Below are 20,358 nucleotides of genomic sequence, written 5' to 3'. Positions count from 1 at the left end.
GGGGTCGACGGTGGAGGATTCGGGACGGTGGACGTCCCGAATCCTCCACCGTCGCGCGAGCCGCCGTGGTCTCGGACCGAGACACCCGAAATCCCGCTTGCCCGCGACCGGCAGCCGACACCAGCTCCATCCCAGCTACACAAAGACACCTCCGCCAAGGAAACTCGCCGTCCATGGACCGGGGGAGAGAGCCAGTGGGGGCTCCTCGTACTGGCGGCGGGGACGACGGGGGGGGATTTCGGACGGTCGACGTCCGGGATCTTCCCCGTCGGCCGCCGGTCGGGAGCCGCGTGGAGCGGCCTTGAGCAACGGCGGGTCAGAGACTTAGGTGTCCCCGTCGCGCGCGACCCGGGTCAGCGCGCGCCTGCCTCGCCGAGGATCCGGGCGACGGCCGCCTGGCCCTTGGTCCGGGCGTGGGCCAGCGGGGTGACGCCTTCCTTGTCGGCGAGGTCGACGTCGGCGCCGGCGGCGACGAGCGCCCGGACCACTTCCTGGTGGCGTGGCCCGCCGTCGCCGAGGATGACCGCCTCCAGCAAGGCCGTCCAGCCCAGGTCGTTCACGTGGTCGACGTCGATTCCGCTGCTCGCCACCAGCCGCACGTACTCGACGTGCCCGCGCTCCGAGGCGGGGATCAGCGAGACACCGCCGAACCGGTTGGTGATGGTCAGATCCGGCTTCGCCTTGAGCAGCACCTGCGCCATCGGGACGTTCCCGGTGACGCCGGTGACCAGCCACGGCGTGTCGTGCCGTCCGTCGAGGGCGTTCGGGTCGGCACCCGCCTCGACGAGGATTCCGGCGACCTCGACCCGGTTTTCGGTGACGGCGACGAGCAGCGGGGTCCGGCCGCGATCGTCGCGGGTCTCCAGGTCGGCGCCGGCGTCGACGGCCTGCCTGACGAGGCTCGTGTCGGCTGAGAAAAGGTGCTGCACGGGTACTCCTTGACGGGGCGGCCGGGACTCGGTGGACGAGGGCGGAGTGCTCGACGCCGGTGGGGAGCAGGCGCCGAGCACGAGGACGGCGAGCACCGCCACTATCGCCCGTCCACCGGTCATCAGCGAAGTTCCCCGATGGCGCGCAGGCCCGCCGCGGCGAACTTCTCGTCGAGGTCGCCGCTGGGCGCGCCGCCGACGCCGATCCCGGCGATCGGGCCGCCGTTCACCGCGACCGGCACACCACCGGCGAGGAAGAGCGTGCCGGGGATGTCGCGGATGGTCGGGCCGGTGCCCTGGGCGTTCTTGTTCAGCGCGGACGTGGGCTGGCCGAAGGAGACCGCGGTGAAGGCCTTGCGCTTGGCGGACTCCTCGGTCTGCGGTCCGGCGCCGTCACCCTTGAGCAGGACGCGTACGTCACCGGACCGGTCCAGCACGGCGACGGTGACCCGCTGTCCCTCCTTCTCCGCGGCGTCCAGCGCGGCCTGCGCGGCGCGGGTGGCGGCGTCGACGCCGAGCACGCTGGTCTGCACGACGGCCTGCGGGGCGGACGGCTGCGGCTTGCGGTCCTGTGCCTGCGCCGCGCCGAGCCCGGTGGCGAGCGCGACGGTCGCGAGACCGGCCGTCATCCCGAGGACGAGGCGGGTGCGGGGGAGCTTGGCGTTCATCGGATTTCCTTCGCGGTGGAGGGGGTGTTCGTTCTCCCTCGACTCTCCCGCCTGGCAGGGCCTGGCGAATCGGGAGAGTGGACCTTGATCGGACACCGTGCGATCGGTGCGGGCATCAACCGAACGATTGATGCGGAGGGGGCATCCTCCCCGCATACGATCATCGAGGACGAAGGGAGGACCAGGATGAAGCCGTACATCGGGACGGTCACACGGCTCAACGCCGCCATGCACGCCGGGTTCTTCCTGCTGCTGGCCGCGTCCGTGGCCCGGTTCGTCGCGGCACACGGGCTGAGCGGTGCCACGCCGCTGATCCTCGTGCTCACCGGCGCGCTCGCGCTGGTCTACGTGGCCGGGGTGCTGAGCTGGGCCGCGCTCGAACGATGGCGGCCGGTGTGGCTGGCCGCGGTGATCGCGGTCTGGCTCGCCCTGGTGGTGGCCGCGCCGAGCTTCGCCTGGTGCGCCGTGCCGTTGTTCTTCGTCTGCTTGCAGGTGCTGCGCCCGCGGACCGTGATCGTGGTGGTCGTCCTGCTGACCGTCGCGACCATCCTCGCCCAGCTGAGGATCGCGACCGAGTTCGATCCGAGCATCGTGCTCGCGCCGATCGCGGTCGCGCTGATGGCCACGATGACGTTCCTCCAGCTCGACCGCGACCGGAGGCAGCTGGGTGAGGCCGTCAAGCAGCTCCTCGGCGCCAGGGTCGATCTCGCCCAGAGCCAGCGTCTGGCCGGGATGATGCAGGAACGCGAGCGGCTGGCGCGCGAGATCCACGACGCCCTCGCGCAGGGGCTCTCGAGCATGCGGATGCTGCTCCAGGCGGCACAGAGGTCATGGGACACGGAGCCGGATCTGGCCAAGGGCCACGTGTCCCGCGCCGTCGACGCGGCGGGCGACACCCTCGCCGAGGCCCGGCGGTTCGTCCATGGACTGGGGTCACCGCGGCTCGACGCCTCCGACCTCGGCGAGACCTTGAAGGATCTCGCCGAACAGATCGGTTTCGCGGCCATGCACGCGGTGCGTTTCGAGATCAGCGGCGAGCCGTATCCACTGAGGCCCGAGGTGGCGGCGGGGCTGCTCCGGATCGCGCAAGGAGCCTTGGCGAACGTGAGCGAACACGCCAGGGCGGAGGAAGCCGCCATGACGCTGACCTACCTGGAGGACGCGATCGTCCTCGACATCCGTGACGACGGCGTCGGCTTCGACCCGGATTCGGCGCGCGAGAGCGGAGACCGGGGGAACGGGCTGCGGATGATCAGCGAGCGGCTCGCCGAGCTCGGTGGTGAGATGGTGGTCGAGAGCGCACCGGGAGAGGGCACCGCGCTCGCCGTCGCCGTGCCCACGAAGGGGGCGCGATGACCATCCATGTGCTGATCGTCGACGATCATCCGGTGGTGCGCGCGGGAATCGCCGCGCTGCTCGCCGGGGAGCCCGACATCGAGGTGATCGGTGAATGCACGGGCGCAGACGAAGCCGTGCTGTTCGCCGAGGCCCGGAAGCCGGACGTCGTGCTGATGGACCTCCAGCTCGGCGACGGCCCCGACGGTGTGAACGCCACCGAGCGCTTGACAGCCTTGCCGGACGCCCCGAGGGTGCTGGTGCTCACCACCTACGACGCCGAACTGGACATCACCAGGGCGGTGGCGGCGGGCGCCACCGGCTACCTGCTCAAGGCAGGACCGCCCGAGGACCTCTTCCGCGGCATCCACGCGGCGGCGCGTGGTGAAACCGCGTTGGCGCCTCAGGTCGCGGCCCGGCTTTTCGGGCACATGCGCGCACCGGCGCCCGCGCTGAGCCCTCGTGAGACCGAGATCGTGCAGCTGGTGGCGGAAGGCTTGATCAACCGCCAGATCGCCGCGCGCCTGTTCATTTCCGAAGCGACCGTGAAGACACACCTGGTCCACATCTACGACAAACTCGGCGTCGACAGCCGTGCCGGTGCGGTGGCCGTCGCCACGGAACGGAGGATCATCCGCAACTGACGGCGGCTCGGTCAGGGCTTGCGGCCCACGGCGGCGACGATGCAGTTGCCCGCCGCCGGCATCGGTTCCGTACGGGGGCCGGTGGGCCACCACTGATCGTTGACCACGATGCCCGGGTCCATGAGTTCGAGGCCGGCGAGCATTTCCTCGAGTTCGCTCCGGGTACGGAAGAAACCCCGGCTGATGCTCTGGTTCAGGATCGCCTGCACCCGGTGGGCGATGGGGCTGTGCTCGTTCTCCGGGTCGAAGAAATGCGAGAACACCACATAGGACCCGGAGGGGATCGCGTCGATGTAGGCCTGCAGGACCTGCGCCGGTGGCATCCCTTCGGCCTCGCTGTGGTGGTGCAGCGTGGCCACGTGCATCAGGGCCAGCGGGCGGCTGAAGTCGAGAGTGGTGGTGACGACGTCGTTCTTCAGGACCTCGTCCGGCTCGAAGATGTTGGCGCCGATGAGGCGTGTCCTGTCGTTCTCTTCGAGCAGCGCGCGGCCGTGCGCGAGCACCACGGGGTCGTTGTCCACGTACACGACCTGCGCGTCGGGGTTGATCCGTTGCGCGACCTGGTGGGTGTTCTCCGCCGTGGGCAGGCCGGAGCCGCAATCGAGGAACTGGTCGATCCCGGCCTTGCCGGCGAGGAAGCGGACCGCGCGGGTCAGGAAGGCGCGGTTGCTGACCGCGATGATGTTGACCTCGGGCACGGCCTGGTTCAGCTGCGCGAGCAGTTGCCTGTCGACCTCGTAGTTGTCCTTGCCGCCGAGGGCGGCGTCGTAGGCGCGCGCCACGCTGGGCACGGTCGTGTCGATCCTGTTCGAAGGAAGATCGGCAGTCCCACGGTCCTGGCCCACGGCAAACCCCACAGGTAATCAGACGGTCACTCAACGTCGGACAGATGCTACCAGCGAGTCGCTTCCGCTCACGACGAGGAGGCCGCTCCTACGAGGCTCGTCCGGGAGCCGGACGCAGCTCCAGCGTGCAGCATTTGACGCTCCCGCCGCCCTTGAGCAGTTCCGAAAGATCGACGCCGATCGGGTCGAAACCTCGCTCTCGCACTCGTGCGATCAGCCCGGTCGCGGCCTGGGGAAGGAGGACGTGACGCCCGTCGGAGACGGCGTTCAGGCCGAATGCGGCGGCTTCGGCGGCGGAGGCGATGACGGCGTCCGGGTACAGCTTTTCGAGCCGCTCCCGGCTGTCCTCGGTGAACGCTCCCGGGAAGTACATGATCATGTCGTCGTCCAGGACGGTCAGCGCGGTGTCCAGGTGGTAGTAGCGCGGGTCGGCCAAAGTCGGTCCCACCACCGGTACGCCGAAGAACTCCGCGGCCTCGTCGTGTGCCCGGCGGTCGGTGCGGAAGCCCGAACCCGCCAGGATCCGGGTTCCCGCGACCAGGAAGTCCCCCTCGCCCTCGTTGTCCCACCGGGCTTGCCGGACGTCGCGATAGCCGTTGCCGGTGAGCCACTTCAGATACGCCGAGGATTCCGGGCGGCGGTGCCGGTGGTGGAAGCGCGCGACCAGGGCCCGGCCGTTCACCACGGTCGCGCCGTTGGCCGCGTACACCATGTCCGGCAGGCCCGGCACCGGATCGAGCAGGTCCACGCGGTGGCCCAGTTCGAGATAGAGGTCGCGCAGCCCTTCCCATTGGGTGATCGCGAGCCGGGTATCCGTGGGTTTGCCGGGATCCATCCACGGGTTGATCGAGTACTCGACGTCGAAATGCGCCGGTCTGACCATGAGATAGTGCCGCATCTGTTTCCTCCCCCGAGTCGTCAGGCCGATTGCAAGGATTTCCGGGTGCTCACCAGCCGTTTGACCAGCTGGTCGCGAATGCGGGGCGGGATGTCCGGCGCGAACCGCCGGAGATAGCTCTCGGCGTGCACCGCGTCGTCCATCAGGAACGGCAGATCGAAGACGACCAGTTTGCGGATGGCCAGCAACGGGACCGGCGCGCGCAGCGCCTTGAACTTCTCGTTCCACAGGCCGGGCTGGTCGCAGACCGGGTGGAACTGCCCGATCATCAGGCCGTCGTTGACGAACTTGTCCTTCGCCTCGCGTTGCAGGCCGTCCAGTCCCGTCGAGTCCTGATAGTCCAGTCGCGGCAGCACGAGGAGGATCGTCAGCAGTTCCCGGTCCGCGGGCGAGATCCTGGCCGACAGTCGTTCGTACCACGAGCGCAGGCTCTCGATCGCGTCGCGGACGTCCGTACCGTCGTCCATGGCGGTCAGGGCCGCCAGATGGAAAAGTCCTTTGTGGAGTGAAGGTTGGGTGTAGGGGCACACCGGGCCGTTCCGGCCCAGTTCCGGGTGCGGGGACACGAGATAGCGCCCGGCCCAGGCCAGGATCTCCCGGGTGTACGGCAGATGTTCCGCGGGCACGGCGCCGGCTTCGACCTCGGCCGCCGTCCAGATGAGTACCTTGTCGTCGCCGATCATGATCCGATGCTTTGCGCGAAGGTGAAGACGCCGTCGGGGTCGACCCGTTCCTTGATCTCCTTCAGTCGCGGGTAATTCACGCCGTAGTAGGCGTTGCGCCAGTCCGCGAGATCCGGGTCGATGAAGTTCTGGAAAGCGCCGTCGGACACATAGGGCGACATCGCGTCCGCCAGGTCCGCCAGCCAGCCGAGGTTGGCGTCGACCACGGCGGGTTCGTCGGTCTCGGCCCACGAAGCGTCCATGGAGAGCAGGAACAGCGCGTTCCGGTGGGCGAACGCGGTCTCCGTCGCGCCCACCCGGTTGATCGCGCCGCCCCAGGAGAACAGGGCGGCACCACCACCGTCCGGGTTTCCGCTGCCGGGGAAGCGGTCGACGCACGAGAGCATCGTGGCGATCGCCTCCTCGGACAGTGGCTCGGTGACGATGTTCGTCCGCACCGCGAAGGCACCCTCGGAGGTCTCGTGCAGCAGGTCGTCCTTGGCCTCCCAGAAAGTCCGGTCCGCGATGTCCGCGCGGATCGGCTGGGCGGCGGACAGGACGGGGGCGAGGATCTCACGCAACTCCTCGGCGGAACCGAAGTGCTGTCCGATGGCCGACACGATGCCCTTCGACTCGCCGGTCTTGCTGATGCCGATCCTGGTCGCGAACTCGTCCGGCGCCTGCCGCGAGATCTCTTGCAGCACCGAGAAGACCTTCGGCGCGTCCGCGCGGTCCCACAACAGCAGGTAGCCGGCGCAGTCGGCGACCGGCTTCGCCTGGAAGGTGAAGGAGACGTTGACGCCGAAGTTCCCTCCGCCGCCACCGCGGCAGGCCCAGAACAGGTCGGGGTTGGTGTTCGCGTCGCAGCGCAGGACCTGTCCGTCCGCGGTCACCAGCGTGGTCTCCACGAGCGCGTCCGCGGTGAGCCCGAGCACGCGCGAGGTGGCCCCGCAGCCGCCGCCGAGGGTGAGGCCCGCGATGCCGACCGAGGCGCCGTTGCCCAGTGCGAACGCCATCTCGTGAGGCTGGACGGCGGCGTAGACGTCCGCCATCCGCGCGCCGCCCGCGACCGTCACGAGACCTGTCGAACCGTTGGCGGACACGGTGTTCATCGCGCCGAGATCGATCACCAGTCCGGTGTTGACCGAATGTCCCGCGTAGCTGTGCCCGCCGCATCGCGCGACGACGTCGACACCGGTGTCGCGCGCCCACTCGATGGCTCGTCGCACGTCCTCGGTGTTGGCCACCGAAACGACACCGCTGGGGGTGATTCCGGCGAACCGCTTGTTGAACGGCCGGGAGGAGTCGCGGAACCCGGCCTCGCCGGGACGCCGCACCCGGCCGTCCACGGCCCTGTCGAGGCGTCGCCAGTCCGCGTCGGTCAGGCTGCGGGACACTAGCTCACCTCGTCGAGGTAGGAGACGCCGGTGGCGGCGTGCGGGCCGTAGCGTTCCCACACCTCACGCAGCCGGAGGCGGCCGTCTTCGGCCACCTCCGGGGTGTTCACCGTATGCCCGCAGATCACCTCTCCGGTGGCGAGCACCATGGTGTACCCGAGATGCAGAGCGCCGTTTTCGCGCTGGGCACCGGTGATCGACCCCCGTCGCACCTCGCCGCCGGCGAATTCGGCCCAGACGACATCACCTTCTTGCCGGTACACGGCTATCGCGTCGGCGTCGCCGCCCGCCTTGCGGAATTTCCGCCCGTCGTAGTCAATCACGGGACTCGGCCCGGTCGATCTCGTGGGCGACGAACTCGTCCGACATCGCGCGATCCCACCAGATCGCGTAGTAGGAGAAGTCTTCGTCCCGGTCATTGACGAGGTGATGTTCGATTCCCGGTTTCAGGAATACGAGGTCGCCGGCCACGAATTCGTGCCGTTTCTCCCCGGCGATCACCGCGGCGCCGCCCGCCATTCCGATGAAGATCTCGTGCTCGTGATGAGCGTGGGCCACCGATACGTCGCCGGGGCGCAGTACGCACCAAGCTCCTCGGAACGGTGCCGTCAAACCGTTCCACGGGTACAGAAGCTTCATGTCCAATCCGTAGGCCCGCGTCAGGTTCTCGTGCTCCAGCCTGCGGATGTCCACGACAGCTTGGTCTTGGTCAGTCACGTCCCACTCCGATCAGCGTGCTTTCCCGTCCCGGCGTCCGGTGCTGATCGCAGGCTATGTTCGGCCGACTTCCCGGGGAAAGGGGAACTATTCCCGATTGCCGGTCAATCAGCCGCGGCCGAGACCGGCGTCCCGCGCCAGCACTATCGCCTGTGCGCGATCGGCCACCCCGAGTTTGCCGAAGACGGCGGAAACCCGGTTGCTGATGGTCTTCTGCGCGAGCGCGAGATCGCGGGCGATGGCGGCGTTCGACTTGCCCGCGGCGATACGGTCGAGCACTTCCCGTTCCCGCGTGGTCAGCTGGGGGAAAGGATAAGGCTCCGGGCCGAGTGCCGAGCGCAGCAAGGCGCTGAACCGGACGGCGATCGCCTTTCCGACGATCGCCTCACCCGCGGCCACGACCTGGACGCCGCGGATGACCTGGTCCAGATCGGCGCCCTTGACCAGATAGCCGCGCGCGCCCGCCTGGATCGCGGATCTGACGGCGGTGTCGTCGTCGGCCGCGCTCAGTACCAGGACCCTGGTTTCCGGTGCGACGCGGGAGACTCTGCTGATCACGTCGACGGTGGCGGATTCGCCGAGCTGCGGGTCGATGATCAGGACGTCCGGCCGGTGCCGGAAGGTTTCCGCGATCGTCGCGTTCGCCGTGGCCGCCTCGCCGATGACGGCGATGCCGCTGACGTTTTCGAGCGCGGAGCGGACCCGGTAACGGACCGCCGGTTGGCTGTCGGCGAGCAGAACGGTGACCCAGACGGGGTCCGCGTCCTCTTCGTCTCCTCCTTGACCGGACAACAGGTTCGCTGTGCGCCGCTGATCACGACGTTCGGCCGGCCAGATACGGGCGGTGTTGCCGATACTTGCGTGATGGTTCATTCTTTCCCCCTGTGCCTGCCGTTACCGAGCCTGCGTGATCGGCTCCGTTCGGTGAAGTGCGATGAAGGTGGATGCTCGACCGTGGCGGGGATGGGACTGGCCGGCCACTGGAACAGTCTATGTAGAAGGCGTCGAACGTATCCATACGACTGTTATGGGCAATTGATCGCAATCAATCTTTCGCGCAGGAAGATGTGCCCGATCAATGGGAAAGTCCAGGTCCGGCGTCTTGATCGGGGGAGATTCCGGCATTCGGGTTAGTGCTCCAGAGTTAGCCTCAAAGGGTAGCACCGCAAGCCCGTTCGGCCGCCGAGGAGGGTAGTCACCGGGATTTCCCCGAAAAAGGGGAGATCTTCCCGGTTCCGGGGAAATCTCCGAGTGCCGGGCGGATGGCCATGACGAGATTCCCCGGCCCGCGGGAAACCCGTCCCTATCCCCGGGGAAACGCCGCTCCATAGTGTCGGCACCCTATTCTGGACGAACGGGGTGTATCTGTGACTGAAATACAGGTGGGTTTGCTGGCGATCGGCGCCGGACCGGCGAACCTGGCGCTCGCGGTGGCCATCGAGGAGTCCGGGAATCCGGAGCTGGCCGAGCAGACGCTGCTGCTGGAGCAGAGCCCGGACATCAAGTGGCAACGGGATCTGCTGATGCCGTGGGCGCGCAGTCAGGTCTCCTTCCTCAAGGACCTGGTGACCCTGCGCAATCCGCGCAGCAAGTTCTCGTTCCTCAACTTCCTGCATGATCAGAACCGGCTCGACGAGTTCGTCAACCTGGGCACGTTCCACCCGTTCCGCTGGGAGTTCTCCGACTACCTGCAGTGGGTCGCGCGGTCGCTGGACAAGGTCCGCATCCGGTACGACGCCCGGGTCCAGAGCATCGAGCCCGCGCGCGACGCCGACGGGTCGATCACCGGCTGGACGGCCACACTCGCCGGAGGCGACACGATCCACTGCCGCGACCTGGTGGTGGGCGGCGGCCGGGACGCGAACGTGCCGGACGTCTTCGCCGGGTTGCCCGCCGACCGGATCATCCACAGCGCCCAGTACCGGCGCCGGATCGCGCAGCTGCCGCCGGAGGCCCCGCTGCGCGCCGTCGTGGTGGGCGGGGCGCAGAGCGCGGCCGAGATGTTCATGGCGCTGCACGACAATCTGCCCAACAGCACCCGCACCATGATCGTGCGTTCGGTGGGCCCGCAGAACTACCAGACCAGCAAATTCGTCAACGAACTGTTCTTCCCGTCGTTCGTCGACCGCTTCTACGACAGTCCGGCCGAGGTCCGGGAACAGATGCTGGACGAGATGCGCCTGACCAACTACGCCGGGGCCGCCCCGCCTTTCCTCGATCAGCTGTACACCACGCTTTACCAGCAGCGCGGCCTCGGCGGTCAGCGTTCGCGGGTGCGGACGCTGACCGAGGTGGTCGGCGCGAGGATCGAAGACGACGAGGTCGTCCTCGATCTGCGCGACCGGACCAGCGGCAAGGTGGAGCCGCTGCACTGTGATCTGGTGCTCCTCGGCACCGGCTTCGATCAGCGGATGCCCGCGATGGTGCGCGACCTGGCCGATCGGGTCGGCCTGTCGGAGATCTCGGTCAGCCGCTGCTACCGGGTCGATCTCGGCGATTCCGCTTGGGGCGCGGTCTATCTGCAGGGGGTCAACGAGGCGACGCACGGTATCGCGGACTCGTTGATCAGCGTGCTGGCCCACCGTTCCCGCGACATCGTCGGCGATCTGCTCGCCCGCCGCGGTGCCGCCGAGTCGAGGACCGCCTGATGAACCGGCTGGTGGTGATCTCGCCGGCACCGACGGCGAACGGCGACCTGCACCTCGGCCATCTCGCCGGCCCGTTCCTCGCCGCCGACGTCTGCGCCAGGTACGCCCGCGCGACCGGCGGGGAAGCCCTGTACGGCACCGGCATGCACTTCACCCAGAACTACATCGTCACCGCGGCGGCACGGCTCGGCGTGGCCCCGGAGGAGCTGAGGGAACGCTCCGCGGACCAGGTGGAGCGGACGTTGGCGACGATGGGCATCGAGGTCGACGGATTCGGCTGTATCGGCGACCGGTTCACCAAGCTGGTCATGGACTTCTACGACCGGCTGCACGGCATGGGCGCGCTGGAGCTGCGGACCGTGCGTTTCCCTTACCTGCCAAGCACCGGTGAGTACCTGATGGACGCCTACGTCACCGGTGGCTGCCCGTTCTGCCTCGCCGACGGGTACGCCGGGGTCTGCGAGAGCTGCGGGCTGCCGGTCGCTCCCGGCGACCTGATCGGTCCGCGTTCGACACTGCGCCCGGACGAGCCACTGGAGTACCGCGAGGCGGACATCCTCGTCTTCCCGGTGGAGCGGTACCGCGCGGAGCTGGAGGCGTACTTCGCCCGGATCCCGATGCGGCCCGGCATGGCCCAGCTCGTCGAGTCCGCGCTGGCGGGCCCCCTGCCGGATTTCCCGATCACCCAGCCGACGTCGTGGGGCATCCCGGCGCCGTTCCCGGAGGTACCCGGGCAGGTGATCTACCCGCATATGGAGGGCATGCCGTGGAGCATGTTCACCACCGCGCTGGCGGCCGAGAAACGCGGCGCGATCCTGACCGCCGACGACGAGCTGTGGCAGGCGGACTCCGGTTCGACCATGGTGTACTTCCTCGGCCTGGACGCCACCTACCCGTTCGCCGTCGTGGGCACGGCGATGCTCACCGCGCTCGGCGGCCACGTCCTTCCGGCGCAGTACGTCACCAACGAGTTCTACGAGCTCGCCAACGAGAAGTTCTCCACCAGCCGCGGGCACGTCGTGTCCGGCCGCGAGCTGGCCGCCGAGGTGCCGCGCGATCTCATCCGCTTCCATCTCTGCGCCACCAGTCCCGAGTACCAGCGCACCGACTTCACCCACGAGGCCCTGCTGCGGGTCAGCGAAACGCGGCTGACCGGACCGTGGAACCGGGTCGCGGCGGCGGTCGACGAATGGGTCGACCGCGGTCCGCTGCCGGTCTCCGAAGACGCCAGGTGGACGGCGCGGCGGATGGCCGAACGGTTCGCCGACGGGTACGAGCTCCGGCGGTTCAGCCTGACGGCCGTGGCGTCGACACTCGCCGAGCAGCTGGGGCGGCTCGACCGGCTGACCGCCGCGACGACCGTCGAGACCGCGGGCGACCTCTGTCACCAGGTGGACGTGTTCCTGCGCTGTGCCGCGCCGATCCTGATCGATCTCGCCGCGGCCGCGCTGCCCGACACGACACTGCCCGGCCAGGTGGAGGCGGACGCGGTCATCCCCAAGAAGCTGCCCCGGCTGGCCGGCTGATGGCGTCGGTCGCCGTCGTCGGCGCCGGCGTGACCGGGTTGGTGACCGCGATCGGCTGCGCGCGAGCGGGTCACCGCGTCACCGTTTTCGACCGCGGTCCCATCCCGAATCCCGCGTCGACCTCGTTCGACCAGCACCGTGCCTTGCGGGTGCTGCGCCCGGGCGACGTCGACGGCACGCGGCGGATGGCCGGGGCCCGCCGTCGCTGGCTGGAGCTGGAATCGTTGCTGCGGACGAGGATCTTCCGGCCGGTCGGCGTGGTCACCGCGGGCACCCGGGAAGAACTCGGGCAGGCGATCGACACCGCGGGCGAGGCCGGGCTCCCCGCGGTCGTCGTGTCGCCGGAAACCCTGTCGCCCGTGGAGTTCCCCGCCGGGACCGGTGGCGTGCTCGACCCGGACGCCGGGGTGCTGCTGGCCGAACGGTTTCTCCGCGCGGCGGCGGAATGGCTCGCCGCGCATCCGGCGGCGGCGTTGCGGCCACGCCGCGCCGTCGCCGACGTCGGCGAGCACCGGGTGAGCCTGGCGGACGGCACCGCCGTGGACGCGGACCTCGTGCTGGTCGCGACGGGGCCCGGGAACGCCGGGCTGATCGAGCAACCCGTCACGTTGTACCGCCAGACCATGGTCTACCTGCGCCCGCCGGGGAAGCTGGCGAGCTGGTGGGCGTCGGCACCCGGCGTCGGCCGGATCGGTGCCGACCGCACGGCCTGGCTGCTGCCACCCGGAGCGGGCACCCTGCTCAAGATCAGTTCGAACGCGGTCTGCCGGGAAGTCGAGTCCACAATGGACGATGATCGCGAAGCGTGGGCCGAACGGCTGCTCGCGGAGCCGATCTTCACCGGCGCCGCGGACTACGCCGTCGTCGCCGTGCGGGACTGCCACTACGCGGCCGATCCCGTCGACGACGGCCCGATGCTCACCCGGGTCCACCCGTCGGTGTGGTCCCGCCCCGCTTGCGGCGGGTCCGGATTCGCCGCCGCGCCGCTCGTCGCCGAGGAGATCCTCGGCGCTGTCATGGAGGTCAGTGCGTGAACAAGGGGAGTGCATAGTGGAGTTCACGATCGTGGGCGCCGGCATGGCGGGCGCGTTCCTGGCGCTTTCGCTGGGCAGGCAAGGGCACGCGGTGACGGTGTACGACCGCAGGCCGGATCCCCGTGAGGCCGCCAGTGCGGTGACGTCCATGAACCTCGGGCTGTCCCGGCGTGGCCTGGCGGCGCTCGATCGCCTGGGGCTGTCGGAGGAGGTGCGGCGCCTCGTCGTGCCGATGCGCGGGCGGATGCTGCACGATCCCGCCGGCGGACTGCGGTTCTCGGCGTACGGCGAGGGCGGCATCCTGGCGATCCAGCGCCAGGACCTGAGCGCGTTGCTGGTGGACGCCGCGAGCCGGGAACTCGGCGTGCGGTTCGTGTTCGACACACGGTGCACGGGCGTGGACCGCGACCTGCCCTCGGTGTCCTTTGTGGACCCGGACGGCCGGGCACTCGTGGTGAAGCCGGACGTCGTGGTGGGCGCGGACGGCGCGTTCTCGGCTGTCCGCCGGGCCATGCACCACGATCAGCGGGCCGAATTCTCGCAGAGTTATCTCGACTGGGGATGGCGCGAACTCCACATCCCGGCGGCCGCCGAAGGCTCGCATCGCATGGCCGACGACGTCTTCCATCTCTGGCCACGCGGCGACATCATGATGTTCGCCCACCCCAACCGCGACGGTTCCTTCACCTGCTCCTGCGTCCTTCCGTTCCACGGCAGGGAGGGTTTCGACTCGCTGAGGACCGCGGCGGACGTGGAGTCCCTGTTCCGCACCCATTTCCCCGACGTCCTTTCGCTGGTGCCGGACCTCGGCGAGGAGTTTTTGCGGCGGCCCACCTTCAACCTCGTCACCGTCAGCACCGCGCCGTGGACGCACGAGGGCAAGGTGGCGCTGATCGGGGACGCCTGCCACGCCGTCTACCCGTTCCTGGCCCAGGGCATGAACTCGGCGTTCGAGGACGCGCTGGAGCTGACGGACAGCCTCGCCCGCCACCCGGGCAGCACCGCGGCGGCGCTGACGAGGTACTACACGCGCCGCAAACCGAACACCGACGCGCTCGCCTCCATGTCCCACCGCAACTTCGCCGAACTCCGCGACACCGTGCGCTCTCCGGCCGTCCGGCTGGAACGGGCCGTCGACTCCGTCCTTGAGAGGGTTCTCCGGCACCGATGGATGCCGCTGCACGCCATGGTCACCAACACGACCGTGCCCTACGCCAAGGCGCTTCAGCGGGCGACCCGGCAGCATCGGATCCTGAAGTACTCGGGCGCGGTGGCCGCTGTGGCCGGTGGCGCGCTCGTGGCCCGCCGGCTTCGACGCTGAACATGAAGGCCCCCTTCACTGCGTCTAGCGCAAGGAAGGGGGCCTTCACACGCGGCCGCTGTGACTGGTGGTGCACCTGGCGATCGCCGAGCCCGTGAAGGCCTCCTTCACTACCTTCAGGGTAGGCAAGGAGGCCTTCACAGACTCGGCAAAGCGCGTCCTCAGGGCGCCGGGGTGACCTCGATACGGATCAGGCCCGCGGCCTTTTCGGCGCGCCGCAAGGCTTCCGCCGGGCTGTCCGCGACGGCCATCACCAGGCCGGTCCGGTCCCATGAGCTGCGCAGCCCGGTGAACCGGTGGCCGGGTTCGACCTGGATGTCCACCAGGCACACGCCTTCCACCTGCCTGGCCTGGTCGAGCCCCAGGACGGCGTCGATCACGCCGGGCTCCATCGGGACGAACCGGACGGCGGCGCCGCCCGTGGCACGGCGAGGCAGCTCGGCGGGCGGCTCGCCGCGCATCATCGCGACGTAGGCGTGCAGCAATTTCATCGAGTAGGCGCGGTCGATGATCTCCATGATCCCGTCGCCCGCGATCCGGCCGGCGCATTCGACCAGGTACGGCACGCCGTCGGAGACGATCCACTCGCAGTGCAGGATCCCGTCGCCGAATCCGACGGCCCCGACGACCTGGCGGGTCTGTTCGACCAGTTTCCCGCTGAGGTCGCCGGGAATGTCGGCGGGCACGATATGCGCGAGCTCCACCGGTCGCGGGCCGGGGTAGAGCTGTTTGGCGGTGACGTTGGCGAACAGCTGCCGCCCACCGCGGACGAGCATCTCGACGCTGTACTCGGGGCCGGGCACGTATCGCTCGGCCAGCATCGACAGCTCCATCGGCCGGTCGGGGACGAAGACGCCCTCGTCCTGCTCGACGCAGCTCGCCCAGGCCTGGCCGACTTCGGCCGCCGACCGGATGATCTGCGTGCCGACGGCGGCCTGCCGGTTGGCCGGTTTGAGCACCACCGGGCCGGGATGGGCCCGCATGAACGCCAGCACGTCCGCCGGACAGGTCACCGTGGCGCTCGGCGGGTTCGCCAGCCCGGCGGCCGCGCTGACCTTCCGCAGCAGCGCCTTGTCCCGCAGGATCTGCGCGGCGCCCAGGCTCGCGCCCGGCAGGCCGTAGCGTTCGGCGAGCCGGGCGGCGAACGGGGTGGCGTACTCGGTCAGCGGGAGCACCGCGGCCGGGTCGAGGTCGGGGTGGGTGGCATGGAACTCGTCGGCGGAGCCCGGCCGGGCGTGCTCCCAGCCGATCATCTCGCGGACCAGGGAAGACCCGGCCAGTTTCGCGAGCAGATCCCGTTTGCGGATCACGTCCGGCTCTTCGACGAGGACGACCGAACCGTCGGGTTCGACGCCGGTGAGTGCCCTCAGCACCGGCGTCACGAACCCGACGATCAGGACGGGTCGCTCACTCATCGGACTCGGTCTTGGGCTTGTCCACGATGCCGAGCATGAACCGCATGGAAGGCTTGGCGCCGACCAGATGCGCGCCGACCGTCTGGGTGACACGGTCCCGCGCGGTCGGGTGCATCGCCATGGTCATCGAGTCCCGGAGCCACCGGTTCATCGGGTCGCCCGACCTGATGGCCGCGGTGCCGAGGATGTCGCAGAGCCGCTGCACGACCCGCTTGGACATCTGGAACGCCTGCCAGCCGGTCAGCGCCGGGGCCACCCGCTCGTCGGGCGTGAGGTCGTCGAGCGTGCCGGTGCCGTCGGCGGTGACCTCCCACTGCCGCTCGAGTGCCCGGTACACACCGGCGCGGGTGGTGCTGTAGTCGGCCTCGCATTCGGCCAGGGTGATCTGGATGTGTTCGTTGTCCTTCCAGGCGACGCCGCTCATCCGCCACGGCGAGCCCTTCAGCATGTCGACCCGTTCCATGGTGAGGCCGCGGACGTAGTCCAGCGCCGCCCTCGCCACGCCGAGCGGGACGCCGCACATGCTGCGCTGGATCACGTCCGGCTGCACCAGCGGTCCATTGGGGACCTTCGGGTTGTCGAACGTCAGCGAGTGGTTCTCCGGGACGAACACGTCCGTGAGCGTGTAGTCGCTGCTGCCGGAACCGCACAGGCCGAGGGTGTGCCAGTTGTCGAGGGACTCGATCTGGTCGCCGGGCACCATGAACAGGCGCGACTCGTGCGGGTTGCTGCCGTCCGGGCTGGCGTAGGGCTCGCCGTTCTCGAACACCATGGCGCCGGAGGCCACCCAGTCGGCGTGGGTCGAGCCGCTGCCGAAGCTCCACCGGCCGTTGAGCCGGTAACCGCCGGGGACCCGGTCCGCGTGTCCCGTCACCGGGAGCACCCCCGCGGAGTGCATGTCGATGCTGGTGAACATCCGGCGGGCCTCGTCCTGGTCGAGGAAGTTGGCGTGCAGCCCGATGTCCGAGCCGAGTTTGGCGCACCAGCCGGTGGACGCGTCGCCGTAGGAAAGCGCTTCGATCACCTCGGTCTGCTCCATCGAGGTCATCTCGGGGCCGCCCCAGTCCCGGCTGAACCCGATCCGGAAGACGCCGGAGTCGCGCAGCAACTGGACGACGTCGTCGGGCAGGCTCCGGTTCTGCTCGATCTCTGCCGCCCGCTCCCGCAGGATCGGCGCGAGCGCCTTCGCGTTCGCGAGGATCTGCGCGCCGGTCAGCGGCGCGTCGGTGCGGACGGGTTCGGTCATGGTCATGCGGAAACTCCCTCTTGTTCGTCGACGTCGAGCAGCCCGGCAGGCATCTCGAACGCGGTACCGGGTTCGGGTGGGTCCACCGGATCGGCGTCGATCCGCACCAGGGCGGCGGCCGCGTCCAGCCGCCTGCCACAGGTCTCACGGTCGGCGGCTTCGCACACCACGAACGAATGGCGGGCGATGTAGCCGCCGGGCGGCAGCCGCAGGGTGGTGCCCGGGCCGACCATCGGTGACGCGACGACCAGGCCCGGTGCTTCGGCGGGGACGGCGACCTCGTGCACCAGGCAGTCGTGGTCCGGGTAGCCGAACCGGATCCCGGCGACCGCGTGCCGGGACGGGGCGATGACCGGCCGCCGCCCGGTCGCGACGGAGAACAGGATCTCGCCAGGGTCGAGACCGGTGGCCGTCCTGCCGAGGAAGGGAATGAGGTCGCCGCCGAGGCGGCCGTTGATCTCGATGATCAGCGGACCGCGATCGGTCAGCCGGACCTCGGAATGGGTGATGCCGTCCTCGACGCCGAGCGCGCGGTGCGCCCGCGCCAGGACGTCCATCAGCCCGGCGTCGCGCAGCAACGGGTCGCCGGCGTCGACGACGTGCCCGACCTCCTCGAAGTACGGCTGGTCGCCGGTTTCCTTGCGGGCCACGAACATCGGCAGGTACTCGCCCTTGTACAGGGCGGCGTCGACGCTGATCTCGGGCCCGGAGACGTAGCCCTCCACGATCGCGCCGCCGCCGTAACGGCTCTGGTCGACCGTGGCCGCGCCCATGGCGACACCGAACGCCGCGTCCACTTCGGACTCGTCGGCGGCGAACACCACGCCGATGCTCGCGCCCATCGCCCTCGGCTTGAGCACCACCGGGTAACCGATCCGGGCGGCCGCGGCACGGGCCTCGTCGAGACCGGTGGTCAAGGCGTAGCCCGGTTGCGGCAGCCCTTCGGCGGTCAGCACGGTGCGGGTGCGGTTCTTGTCGCGGCAACCGCGGACACCGTCCACGCCGAGGCCGGGGACCCCGAGTTCGGCGGCGAGCTCACCCGCGGCCAGTACGACCGGTTCGTCCCAGCACATCAGGCCGACGATCCGGTGCCGCGCGGCGACGTCCCTGGCGGAGGCGAGCATTTCGTCCGCGTCGAACACGTCGGTGTGGACGATCTCGTCGAAATAGGCGTGCTGCCAGGTGGGTTTGAGATTGTTCAGCAGCACCAGCCCGATCCCGGCCGCGCGGGCGCAGCGGTGGATCGACGAGACCAGGTATTCGCGATACAGCTTCAGTCCGCTTCCGATGACCAGCAGGACACCGTTGGATTCGTTCATGGTCGCTCTCCCACGACTTCGGGCTGTTTCACCACGGGGGGCTGTTTGAGGCCGTAGATGTGCATCGATCCGGCGATGACGGACAACACCGCGCAGAATCCCCAGAACCCAGGGCCGCCGAACGTGGTCCAGAGGTAGAGCCCCAGCATCGGGCCGATCGTCGCGGCCACGCCCGCCAGCGTTTCCTTCGTCGCGATGTAGCGGCTTCGCAGCTCCACCGGGAAAGTGGCCGGATGGGAGGCCGTGCTCGGTCCGTGGATCATCATCCCGGAGACCGCCATCAAGGCACCGGCGATCACGAAGAACGGCTGTTCCGCCATCAGCCCGTAGAGGGTGAATCCCAGCGCGCTGACCAGATTGCCGAACAACCCGGCGAGATACTTCGGGATCCGGACGATGTACGTGGTGATCTTCAGCTCGCAGGTGATCAGCACGACCGAGGAGATCACCAGCACCGTGCTGTACAGCCCCACCGGATAACCGGCGTCGACGATGTTCAACGGCAGCACCGCGAACGATCCGGCGTAGATCATCATGCCGAACATGCCCGCCACCAGGTAACACAGGAAACGGGTGTCCCGGATCAGCGTCCCGTAGACCTCACGGGCGCTCAGTGCGGGCACGGACTCTTCGTCGGACTCGGTCCCGTGTGTGGACGCGCTTCGCTTGGGCAGCAACACGAACGCCAGCAGTGCCCACAGCGCCGCTGTCGCCCCGTCCAGCCAGAAGAGCAGGTCCCAGTTCACCTGGATGACCACGGCGGCGATCAGCGGCGCCACGGCGGCCCCGATGTTGAGCGCGATGCGCATCATCGAGAAAGCCATGACACGGTGCTCTTCCGGCATGTACTCGGCCAGCAGCACCGCCGCCGCCGGCCGGTACGCCTGGATCGACAGCCCGGACAGCGCGACCGCCGCGAGCAGTGCCGCGGGTGTTCCCCGGACCAACGGGATCGACGCGACGAGCGGCGCCGCGCACGTCATCACCGTGACGATCGTCGCCCGGCCACCGAATCGGTGGGTCAGCTCACCGCCGAGCATGCCGCCGAAGATCGCGCCCACGCTGTACGCGGCGAGGCAGACCCCGGCGAAACCGATCGAGGTGCCCCGAAACGTCAGGTAAAGGATCAGGAAGGTCTGGACGAAGGCGCCCAGCTGGTTGATCAGGACGCCGCCGAGCAGGTATCTGACCGGGGCGGGGGTCGCCCGCAACACCGCGAAGACCCCGGCTCTCGTGGCCTCGGTCATGCCGTCACGTCCGTCGTCGCCCGGTTCGGCTGTCCGGCGCTGTCGTTTGCTCGCTCGGTCACACATCCTCCATGGTCGGATCCCCGCGGTGGTTCGACGAGACACACCGGCGCGGGTCCAGTCCCTTGGGAGACAAGGAATGTTGCCGACATGGCCGACCGGTGGCCCCACGCTAGATCCGGACCTTTCCCGGGAGGTAGGGGAAGTGTTCCCGACGGCTGGGGAATCTGGCTCCGGTCCACGCTCGACCGTCACCTACGCGACTTTCACGGACAAGCCGCCTGGCTTGTCCACAAGGGACATTGGTTTCGGCTGGAGTACCCGTTTTGGGCACTTTTCGCGGCTTTACGGAGGGCGTGTGAGTGATGAAGAGGTAAGGCGAAGGTGGCAAGCTCGTGGTCTCGGCGGGGATGTTCCCAATGTCGCATTCGTGTCGCTGAGCGTCTCGAATGCGACATTGGGAACAAGGGGCGGGGCTGCGAAAGCCACTTTCGCAGCGTTGAAGGT

At 69.1% G+C, this 20,358-nt stretch carries 19 protein-coding genes; 6 read left to right on the top strand and 13 right to left on the bottom strand.

The window, feature by feature from the left end:
• Window positions 1–353 precede the first annotated feature (353 nt).
• Together ACFWMR_RS36055 and ACFWMR_RS36050 are read right to left on the bottom strand one after the other, a co-directional pair.
• Complete coding sequence (locus tag ACFWMR_RS36055) at window positions 354–1,052, bottom strand: ankyrin repeat domain-containing protein (protein ID WP_378381638.1); 699 nt, start codon at window positions 1,050–1,052, stop codon at window positions 354–356.
• A complete protein-coding gene (locus ACFWMR_RS36050; RefSeq protein ID WP_378275580.1) occupies window positions 1,052–1,597 on the bottom strand; it encodes a GlcG/HbpS family heme-binding protein in 546 nt (181 codons plus the stop codon). The genes ACFWMR_RS36055 and ACFWMR_RS36050 overlap by 1 nt, the downstream gene beginning before the upstream one ends.
• 186 nt (window positions 1,598–1,783) lie before the next feature.
• Here ACFWMR_RS36050 and ACFWMR_RS36045 point away from each other — a divergent pair, with 186 nt between their 5' ends.
• Window positions 1,784–2,953: a sensor histidine kinase gene (locus ACFWMR_RS36045; RefSeq protein WP_378275581.1), complete on the top strand. Its 1,170-nt coding sequence runs from the start codon at window positions 1,784–1,786 to the stop codon at window positions 2,951–2,953.
• Window positions 2,950–3,576, top strand: coding sequence for a response regulator (locus ACFWMR_RS36040; RefSeq protein WP_093938275.1), 627 nt, complete (start codon window positions 2,950–2,952; stop codon window positions 3,574–3,576). Before ACFWMR_RS36045 ends, ACFWMR_RS36040 begins: the two co-directional genes overlap by 4 nt.
• Before the next feature lie 11 nt (window positions 3,577–3,587).
• Here ACFWMR_RS36040 and ACFWMR_RS36035 read toward each other — a convergent pair whose 3' ends face one another.
• The 7 genes from ACFWMR_RS36035 to ACFWMR_RS36005 form a co-directional block, all read right to left on the bottom strand.
• On the bottom strand, window positions 3,588–4,421 hold the full coding sequence (locus ACFWMR_RS36035; RefSeq protein WP_378381637.1) for an SAM-dependent methyltransferase: 834 nt from the start codon (window positions 4,419–4,421) through the stop codon (window positions 3,588–3,590).
• Between the two features lie 88 nt (window positions 4,422–4,509).
• Window positions 4,510–5,319, bottom strand: coding sequence for a dimethylargininase (ddaH, locus tag ACFWMR_RS36030; RefSeq protein WP_378381636.1), 810 nt, complete (start codon window positions 5,317–5,319; stop codon window positions 4,510–4,512).
• Window positions 5,320–5,339: 20 nt separating this feature from the next.
• Window positions 5,340–6,002: a DUF6875 domain-containing protein gene (locus ACFWMR_RS36025; protein WP_378381635.1), complete on the bottom strand. Its 663-nt coding sequence runs from the start codon at window positions 6,000–6,002 to the stop codon at window positions 5,340–5,342.
• Entirely contained in the window at window positions 5,999–7,378 is a 1,380-nt protein-coding gene (locus ACFWMR_RS36020) for an FAD-binding oxidoreductase (RefSeq protein WP_378381634.1), read from the bottom strand. The genes ACFWMR_RS36025 and ACFWMR_RS36020 overlap by 4 nt, the downstream gene beginning before the upstream one ends.
• Window positions 7,378–7,701 (bottom strand): hypothetical protein, encoded by a 324-nt coding sequence (locus tag ACFWMR_RS36015; protein WP_378275586.1) that lies wholly within the window; start codon window positions 7,699–7,701, stop codon window positions 7,378–7,380. Before ACFWMR_RS36015 ends, ACFWMR_RS36020 begins: the two co-directional genes overlap by 1 nt.
• Entirely contained in the window at window positions 7,694–8,095 is a 402-nt protein-coding gene (locus tag ACFWMR_RS36010) for a cupin domain-containing protein (RefSeq protein ID WP_208636103.1), read from the bottom strand. Before ACFWMR_RS36010 ends, ACFWMR_RS36015 begins: the two co-directional genes overlap by 8 nt.
• A 108-nt stretch (window positions 8,096–8,203) precedes the next feature.
• On the bottom strand, window positions 8,204–8,968 hold the full coding sequence (locus tag ACFWMR_RS36005) for a response regulator (RefSeq protein ID WP_093938269.1): 765 nt from the start codon (window positions 8,966–8,968) through the stop codon (window positions 8,204–8,206).
• A gap of 494 nt (window positions 8,969–9,462) precedes the next feature.
• Between ACFWMR_RS36005 and ACFWMR_RS36000 the strand changes: the two genes are divergently transcribed.
• From ACFWMR_RS36000 to ACFWMR_RS35985, 4 genes are read left to right on the top strand one after another with little or no spacing between them, the layout of a single operon-like run.
• Window positions 9,463–10,743, top strand: a complete 1,281-nt coding sequence (locus ACFWMR_RS36000; RefSeq protein WP_378381633.1) for a lysine N(6)-hydroxylase/L-ornithine N(5)-oxygenase family protein — start codon at window positions 9,463–9,465, stop codon at window positions 10,741–10,743.
• Window positions 10,743–12,269 carry a class I tRNA ligase family protein gene (locus ACFWMR_RS35995; protein WP_378381632.1) on the top strand — a complete coding sequence of 509 codons (1,527 nt, stop codon included), beginning with the start codon at window positions 10,743–10,745 and terminating at the stop codon, window positions 12,267–12,269. Before ACFWMR_RS36000 ends, ACFWMR_RS35995 begins: the two co-directional genes overlap by 1 nt.
• Entirely contained in the window at window positions 12,269–13,303 is a 1,035-nt protein-coding gene (locus ACFWMR_RS35990) for an NAD(P)/FAD-dependent oxidoreductase (RefSeq protein WP_378381631.1), read from the top strand. Before ACFWMR_RS35995 ends, ACFWMR_RS35990 begins: the two co-directional genes overlap by 1 nt.
• A gap of 16 nt (window positions 13,304–13,319) precedes the next feature.
• On the top strand, window positions 13,320–14,624 hold the full coding sequence (locus ACFWMR_RS35985; protein WP_378381630.1) for an FAD-dependent oxidoreductase: 1,305 nt from the start codon (window positions 13,320–13,322) through the stop codon (window positions 14,622–14,624).
• Window positions 14,625–14,785: 161 nt separating this feature from the next.
• Here the strand turns inward: ACFWMR_RS35985 and ACFWMR_RS35980 are convergent, their stop codons facing one another.
• The 4 genes from ACFWMR_RS35980 to ACFWMR_RS35965 are packed head-to-tail and all read right to left on the bottom strand — an operon-like array spanning window position 14,786 to window position 19,851.
• On the bottom strand, window positions 14,786–16,039 hold the full coding sequence (locus ACFWMR_RS35980) for an ATP-grasp domain-containing protein (RefSeq protein ID WP_378381629.1): 1,254 nt from the start codon (window positions 16,037–16,039) through the stop codon (window positions 14,786–14,788).
• Window positions 16,032–17,291 (bottom strand): acyl-CoA dehydrogenase family protein, encoded by a 1,260-nt coding sequence (locus ACFWMR_RS35975; RefSeq protein WP_378275597.1) that lies wholly within the window; start codon window positions 17,289–17,291, stop codon window positions 16,032–16,034. Before ACFWMR_RS35975 ends, ACFWMR_RS35980 begins: the two co-directional genes overlap by 8 nt.
• Window positions 17,288–18,604, bottom strand: a complete 1,317-nt coding sequence (locus ACFWMR_RS35970) for an ATP-grasp domain-containing protein (RefSeq protein ID WP_378381628.1) — start codon at window positions 18,602–18,604, stop codon at window positions 17,288–17,290. The genes ACFWMR_RS35975 and ACFWMR_RS35970 overlap by 4 nt, the downstream gene beginning before the upstream one ends.
• Entirely contained in the window at window positions 18,601–19,851 is a 1,251-nt protein-coding gene (locus ACFWMR_RS35965; protein ID WP_378381627.1) for an MFS transporter, read from the bottom strand. Before ACFWMR_RS35965 ends, ACFWMR_RS35970 begins: the two co-directional genes overlap by 4 nt.
• Between the last annotated feature and the right edge of the window lie 507 nt (window positions 19,852–20,358).

This window comes from Amycolatopsis thailandensis (assembly GCF_042723255.1).
In the GTDB taxonomy this organism is placed as follows: Bacteria; Actinomycetota; Actinomycetes; order Mycobacteriales; family Pseudonocardiaceae; genus Amycolatopsis; species Amycolatopsis thailandensis.
The sequence above is the reverse complement of the archived record's forward strand: the minus strand, read 5'-3'. Positions and strand labels throughout refer to the sequence as shown.